General features: G+C 43.6%; 6 protein-coding genes. 1 reads left to right on the top strand and 5 read right to left on the bottom strand.

Features of this window, described 5'->3' with window-relative positions; genetic code table 11:
* Window positions 1–48 precede the first annotated feature (48 nt).
* The 5 genes from Q0R35_RS13265 to Q0R35_RS13245 all read right to left on the bottom strand — a co-directional run bounded on the left by Q0R35_RS13265 (window position 49) and on the right by Q0R35_RS13245 (window position 5396).
* Complete coding sequence (locus Q0R35_RS13265; protein WP_295618923.1) at window positions 49–1809, bottom strand: M61 family metallopeptidase; 1761 nt, start codon at window positions 1807–1809, stop codon at window positions 49–51.
* Between the two features lie 139 nt (window positions 1810–1948).
* On the bottom strand, window positions 1949–3067 hold the full coding sequence (locus Q0R35_RS13260) for a HetZ-related protein 2 (RefSeq protein ID WP_295618920.1): 1119 nt from the start codon (window positions 3065–3067) through the stop codon (window positions 1949–1951).
* A gap of 489 nt (window positions 3068–3556) precedes the next feature.
* Window positions 3557–4300 carry a shikimate kinase gene (locus Q0R35_RS13255; RefSeq protein ID WP_295618917.1) on the bottom strand — a complete coding sequence of 248 codons (744 nt, stop codon included), beginning with the start codon at window positions 4298–4300 and terminating at the stop codon, window positions 3557–3559.
* 38 nt (window positions 4301–4338) lie between these two features.
* Complete coding sequence (locus Q0R35_RS13250) at window positions 4339–4521, bottom strand: NAD(P)H dehydrogenase subunit NdhS (protein WP_295618914.1); 183 nt, start codon at window positions 4519–4521, stop codon at window positions 4339–4341.
* Window positions 4522–4685: 164 nt separating this feature from the next.
* Window positions 4686–5396: a Crp/Fnr family transcriptional regulator gene (locus Q0R35_RS13245; RefSeq protein ID WP_295618911.1), complete on the bottom strand. Its 711-nt coding sequence runs from the start codon at window positions 5394–5396 to the stop codon at window positions 4686–4688.
* A gap of 114 nt (window positions 5397–5510) precedes the next feature.
* On the opposite strand from Q0R35_RS13245, the gene Q0R35_RS13240 reads away from it, so the two are divergent.
* The coding region (locus Q0R35_RS13240; protein ID WP_295618908.1) for a hypothetical protein at window positions 5511–6445 on the top strand (935 nt) is incomplete at its 3' end.

Raw genomic sequence — 6445 nt, 5'->3', positions numbered from 1 at the left:
TTCTTGGAGAAGTCGGGGATTTGATTGATTGATTTGATTCAGTAAAGATTAAATACTCACCCAATTCTTAAATAATTGGCGTTGCAGATCGGAAGTATGCTCTAAAGAGCGTAATTGATATTGTTGGGGTTGTGGTGTGCCTAATATAATTTCAACCGTCATCAATCGATCGGCATGAAAAACAGTAACACTAATTGCTTGCCCAGCCTGAGTTAATTTTAATCGATCGGCGAGCTGATCGGCGGTAATTTTAAAACCATCGATCGCGAGTAATTCGTCACCAGGATCGATGCCAGCTAATTGTGCGGCAGAATTTGCCGCTACCGATTTAATTAGTTCTTTCCCATGTTCGGTTTTAACGTTTAGTCCTAAATATGGGATGCCAGATTCGATTGGCTGTAATTCGATCCCAAAGGGATTTAAGTAATCGTTGAATGGTAATTCTTCAGTACCATGAATATAGCGGTCGTAAAATTCTGTTAAATCTTGGTTAGCGATCGATTCGATAATTTGTTTGAGTTGAACTTCAGTAAAGCCAATCTCGGCTTTGCCAAATTGTGACCACATGGCAACTAATACATCATCAAAAGATTTGGTACCTTGAGTCCGAGTGCGAATTAATAAGTCTAATAATAATGTTACCATCTCTCCTTTGAGATAATAAGACATTTGGGAATTAGAACTATTGGCATCGGGGCGATATAACTTAATCCAGGCATCGAAGCTAGACTCGCTCAACGGCTGTACCAGTCGCCCTGGCGTTGTTAAAAAGCGAGTAATTTCTTTACTAAGTTCGACTAAAAATTCATGCTCGTCATAAATGCCCGCCCGCCGGGGAATTATGAGATCGTAATAACTAGTCGTACCTTCACTAAACCATAATGAATGCGTATAGTTTTCGCGATCGTAGTCGAATTTCTCTAGAGCTATGGGACGAATCCGTTTGATATTCCACAGGTGGAAAAACTCGTGAGCGACTAATTGCATGAAGCGATTATGTTTTTCGGTACCTTGAAAATTAAAGCGCGGATATAACAGAGAACAGCAATTTTTATGTTCTAATCCACCTCCGCCAGCAGGAGATAGATGTAATAAGAAAATATATTTCTCATACGGTAATCCACCGAAGATTTTAGCTTCAACTTCGACAATCTTTTTAATATCCTCGATCGCACTATCCGGATCGAGATTACCTTCACCCCAAACTACTAACTGGTGAGGCTTATCTAAAACCGTAAAATCATAAATCTGTTGCTTACCAATCTCAAACGGACTATCGATTAAAGTATCGAGATCGGCAGCTAAAAAAGTCTGGGGACTAATTTCTGGTAATGGCGTAGTAATCTGCCAATCGGGATAAGGTGTAACAATCTTAATCTCGATCGGGCAATCTTCAAACCCAGGAATATAGAAGCATAGTGCGGCAGGGTTAAAATAGCCATGAGTCGCATCTAGATGATTGGTTCTGACTGTTAATTCATTAGCAAAAACTCGATAGCTAATAAAAATCTTACTACTATCACTCGTCCGAATTTGCCAGTTGTTTTTAGCAGTTTTTATCGCAGACAGTTTTCGACCTTTATCAGATGTTACGACAAAATCTTGAACTTGCTTGGCATATTCTCTGACTAGATAAGAACCAGGAGTCCACACTGGCATACTCACATTCAGCAATTCACCATCCCAATTACTTACTGTTAGTTTAACCTCAAACAGATGAGTTTGAGGCAATGGCATTGCTATTTGGTAAGCTAGTTTTGGCACGTAAACCTGAGGACTAATCGGAGTGGTAGCTGTAGCTTGAGTCATTGGATAGGTATTAGAGATTAGGGATTGGGTGTTAGGTATTGGATCTGGCTAAATCGCTATCCGTAACTTTCAACACTTCGGCTGTCATATCGCCAAAGGCGAGGCTTCGCCAACAGTGCAAGCTTTCAATTTTCAACTCTTAGCTAGTTCTTAATTCTTGAGCGGCTAGATAAATTTGACTCCATTCGCCCATGACTTGATTGGTTTTAATTTTGAGAGATTTGGCGATCGCTTCGATTGAAGTGCCAGCTTTTAAGCCATTCATAATCTCACTTTGCTTTGCTTCTAAACCGCTGCAAAATTTATCCCATTGATTGGGAGTCAATCCTAAATTATGCTCTTGTAGAGAGATATGCAGCCACTGAGAAACCAGATCGGATTCGGCTTTAATAGCAAACACTTTGAGCGTATGGTAATTAATTTTTTCGCGCAACCGATAGACTTGTTTGATATCCATTTTCAAGGCAATCGCGATCGCTTCTGGTGTTTTGCCCTGTAGATATAAATCTAGCCATTTCCCGGCTTCGGGGCTGACATTTTCACTCAGATAACTCCGGAGTGTATCTTTAACCCGATCGCGGGCAATTTGCGTTTCTTCCCATTCTTGCTGTTGCTGATAGTCATCTTGAGCTTGCTTATCTAACAAGCTAAATGTCGAGTCGCTATCGCTGACAATTTCGTCAGAAACTAGTTTGACCAGATCGGTTTGGGGTACATTAGTTACGCCACCTTTTTGCGATCGACGGAGATAGTTAACAAATCGGTGTGCGAGTAGCGGTTGATTGCGAATTGGGCGCAGGCAATATTCTTCAATACTGGCAAATAATAACGTATCGCGCAACCGAGGATTTTTGGTACATTGTCCGATCCAGGCAATCTGCTGTTGAATATACTTATCGCCTTGCAGCAACTCTTGAATTACTTCTTGCAATACATCGACAACTTGCCGCTGACGATCGTTACTGAGCGTCAACCATGCCCGAATTTTATCGCGTAAAACAGCCAACCCACCCAACCGCTGCATCAGGTTTTTATAAGCGCGTTCCGGCGGTAATCCTAAGTACCGTTGAAGCAAAATCCGCATCCGATAATCCATCGCTCGATCGACAATTTTTAGATGTTCAGCCTCTAGGGTTTCCAGTCGTTCGCGATTTTCGCCTAGTAGCCAGTTGAGAATGCTAGCTTGAGTAGTGGCATTTTGTCCGCTACATTCTGTAGCAATGCGGGTTTCCCACTGAGTGATAATTACCTTCGTCATCTGGCGGTTGCTCCTGTCCCCTCGGTGTAAATAAAGGCGGCGATCGAACTTTTTTGGGTTCGATTCACAATATAGCTGATGGTGTTCGTCTAACGGGGCGGCTGAATGGCTCGATCTAGAATCTACTCGTCAGATTCTAATTGGGCGGTTAGATCGAAATTATGCGGTTAGATCGAAATTATGTCGGGGGTGTTAGTAACGAATTATTTTTGTGGTAGTTAGTTCCAATTTTTGAGAAAGTCGATCTTGGGGACTCCGGATGGCAGTTGTTGGCTGTAGAATGCGGCAATGGAGACTCAGCAAATCTGATATCGCTGTTTTCTAGTTATAGTCTAACCAAACTAGCGCGTCAATCGATCGATTTTAGGTGCTGGAACGGACGATTGAAGGTAACTAAAAAGTCGTAAGACAACTTCGATCGCACCGTCTTATGACTTTTTTGCTGTGTGGCTGACTGGGGCAGGATTAATTTGACTTGCCCAACCGCATCTATGCTGGCATTGGTGGTGGTGTTTTTAAGACTGTGGGAATGGCTGTCAGAATGCGATCGACAATTTCTTCAGGTGTAAGGTTGTGAGTAAAGGGAATATGAATATCGGCTTGGGCGTATCTATCGCGCCGTCTGATGAGAATGCGTTCTAATTTAGGTTTAAGTTCTTCAGAGGGGACTTCTAGAATCCGATCGACAATTTCTTCAGGCGTGAGATTGTGAGTAAAGGGAATATGAATATTGGCTTTGGCGTAGCTGTCGCGCCGTTGAGCGAGAATGCTTTCTAATTTGGGTTGCAGCTCGCCGGGGGTGGCTAGAATCGGACGGGTGGTGTCTTCCTGGAGACGTTCGACGAGGAGATCTATTGATGGATCGAGCCAGATTACCAGCCCTTGATGTAAATGATTCCAGTTTTCGGGATCGATAACAATCCCGCCACCTGTAGCGATGACTAAGCGGGTATAAGCAGAAACTTCGGTCAATATTTGGGTTTCAATGCGGCGGAATTCGGCTTCCTCAGCAGTTTTAAAAATTTCGGTAATAATTTTACCGACGAGTGCTGTTCGATCGAGATCGGGATCTTCAAAACTATAGCCCAAATCTTTAGCACAAGCTCTGGCGAGCGTCGTGTCGGTATCGAGAAAACTATAGCCTAAACTTGTGGCGAGTAATGGGCCGACGGTACTTTTACCCGAACCCATCATCCCGACGAGATAAACACTCAAGCCTTGTAAGTCAAACATTGTTGGTTAGCGATTGTCTTTATTTACTCAGGCTAGCGTTATTTCTGAGTGAGATCGACTAGTTCGAGTTCGGCGAGGCGAAAAGTAACGATTTTATCCCAGTTACCACCTTCAAAAATCACTGCGGCTTTTCCATCGGTAACTCGTTGGACGAATCCTTGAAAACCGTAATAGATATCGTTAATATTTTTAACACGAATCGTAGAACCTGGCAAAATCATGGGGCGATCGCACTTACGCTAAGGAATATTTAATCCTTAGTTTAGCTTATACAGCTAGGTAACGATCGCCCCAAAGATTTCCAAACTTAAATTTGGTGTTGCTGGAGTGGCATGTTCAAATTGTTAGGGAATCGCACCAGATTTTAGATCGGTAACGAGATCGGCTATTGTTCTGGTTGCGGGGGACTTAGTAAGCAAATTAGATTATCTTCTTTGATATGAATCGCTTTTCGGTCTTCGCGTAATTCTTTCATCAGTCGGGTAACTGTAACGCGAGTAGTGCCAATCGCACTAGCAATTTGGGCGTGTGTGAGTGGAAAGGGCAAAAAGTAGCCTTCCTTACAGGGTTCGCCAAATTCTTCGATTAGCAGGGTGAGATAGCCCAATAACCGTTCGATCGTGTGGCGTTGTCCGAGGGTATTTAACCATAGTAGTTTCCGTTGGTGTTGATAGCGGAATGAGTCTAAAATCTCCCGCCGAAAACTGGGGAAGTTTTCGAGATCGTGCCAGTACATCCAGAAAATTGAAGTGTTATCTGTATGGGCAAAAGCTTGGAGCGTAAACGGAGATCGATCGACTATTTCAAATGGTTGCCCCGCACCGACAAAACCGAGAAAGGTTTCGTCGCCGCTTTGAAGTTGGAACTCCAATGGGGTACTATTTTGATGTGGGTAGGATGGCGGTTCTGTCTCCGCCGTCCCATTCAGCCGGATCGTGCCCCGCTGAACTAGGTATAGTAATCCCGCACGAGTCGGGATCTGAGCATCTTTGGAAAACGTTCGGTAGCGATAGTGTTCTTGTGCCCAATCTAGGAGTCGGTGCCACGTCGAGAACGAACGAGTATTGTTTTTAGGTGGGGTAGATGATGAGTGCATAACAAACCAGCGGAACGGCACATGATTTTCAATGATTCTACATGTGTTTTGATGTAGTAAATCATTTTGTTTAGTCTGGAATGTACTACGTAATCTAAAAATCGGGATGTGAGTATGAAGATTTTTCCTCTGTCAGACCCGATTTTGATGCCTTTAGCACCTACAATCGCCGGAAAAATTGCCGACTATTTGCAAGTGATGACTCAGCAAGTTTACGGACGATCGCTGCATAATTGTGACAATTTTGCTACCGATATGACGCAAGATCGAACTTGGCATGGGCAGTGTCAACAATCGATTAAGCTGACGACAACATCACCATACCAGTATGTCAGCACGATCGCATATAGATTGGCTGCAAAATCTGTATTTACACCATTAGAAGTTTGTCAACAGCTCAAACCACTAACTTTAGTGGCAAATGCAGCGAACGATCGACTAGATTTGTGTTGTTGGTACAATGCAGCAGGTTATATTTACTATCAACCTACCACCGGATCGATCGCTAGATGGCTCGATTATGTCCACGATTTACCGCTGAGTGTTTGGCTGAAAGCCGATAGCACTGCTGAGATCGGGATCGCCACTTATGCCCATGCGCGCTGTTGTGCGACACTCGAATTAGCCGCGATCGAAAAATTGGTGACAATTACCGCAACTTGGCAAATTATCGCACCAGGATGGTCGATCGGTCTAGCTTCCCGATCGGTGCCAAACTGCCCGGTAAATTCGATCGCAGCCGGGTCTGTCGGTATTTTCGAGCATCCAGCCCAAGATCGACTCGTCCGCGTCTTAATGAAGGTTTTAGATGCTATCCATGCACAATCTAATAGTACAAAAGCTTTACCAACGCCAAATTGGAGGAAATTAACGATCGAACTAGCCGAAAGTTGGCTAGAATTTTATCGTCACTGTCGAATTTTTGGCGATCTTAAAAGCCAAGACCCACGCCTAGCCGTTGCCAGATGTGGGTTAACCGCGATCGCCCGTCGCTATTTACAATTATTGTTGGAAAATTATCTAGGGATAAAAGCTGCGACCGATCTAGG

The sequence above is a fragment of the Chamaesiphon sp. GL140_3_metabinner_50 genome, from assembly GCF_025361915.1.
Taxonomy (GTDB): Bacteria; Cyanobacteriota; Cyanobacteriia; order Cyanobacteriales; family Chamaesiphonaceae; genus Chamaesiphon.
This window is presented reverse-complemented; position numbering and strand designations above follow the sequence as displayed.

Coding starts and splice junctions, on each gene's coding strand:
- Q0R35_RS13265 (WP_295618923.1), bottom strand. CDS start 1,809: ATGACTCAAGCTACAGCTACCACTCCGATTAGTCCTCAGGTTTACGTG.
- Q0R35_RS13260 (WP_295618920.1), bottom strand. CDS start 3,067: ATGACGAAGGTAATTATCACTCAGTGGGAAACCCGCATTGCTACAGAA.
- Q0R35_RS13255 (WP_295618917.1), bottom strand. CDS start 4,300: ATGTTTGACTTACAAGGCTTGAGTGTTTATCTCGTCGGGATGATGGGT.
- Q0R35_RS13250 (WP_295618914.1), bottom strand. CDS start 4,521: ATGATTTTGCCAGGTTCTACGATTCGTGTTAAAAATATTAACGATATC.
- Q0R35_RS13245 (WP_295618911.1), bottom strand. CDS start 5,396: ATGCACTCATCATCTACCCCACCTAAAAACAATACTCGTTCGTTCTCG.